This is a genomic window from Staphylococcus sp. HMSC34G04 (assembly GCF_001838765.1).
Taxonomy (GTDB): Bacteria; Bacillota; Bacilli; order Staphylococcales; family Staphylococcaceae; genus Staphylococcus; species Staphylococcus epidermidis.
Genome location: NZ_KV838715.1, coordinates 1 through 203, shown reverse-complemented (window position 1 = coordinate 203; position 203 = coordinate 1). Strand labels below are relative to the sequence as shown.

The window sequence follows — 203 nt, the reverse complement described above, 5'->3', positions numbered from 1 at the left end:
TGTTTCATCTTGATCAGAATAGCCTTCAAATATAACGTTATCAATATTCTCTTCATTGAAATAGTATATTTGATCTTCTACAACACCAACTGGGTATTTACATGCTGAATAATCGAACAAATACTTTTGACCCTCAATTTCTACAATTGGTCCACGATTAATAATCATTAATTTTTGAGAACCTTCTTTTAAATATATAATGC

Annotated in this window: 1 protein-coding gene; it reads right to left on the bottom strand. The window is 28.6% G+C overall.

Annotation, left to right across the window (positions count from 1 at the left end; genetic code table 11):
* Positions 1 to 201, bottom strand: a 201-nt coding sequence (locus HMPREF3241_RS03525) for a DUF4176 domain-containing protein (RefSeq protein ID WP_256323887.1), incomplete at its 3' end; no start/stop codon positions are given.
* Positions 202 to 203 lie beyond the last annotated feature (2 nt).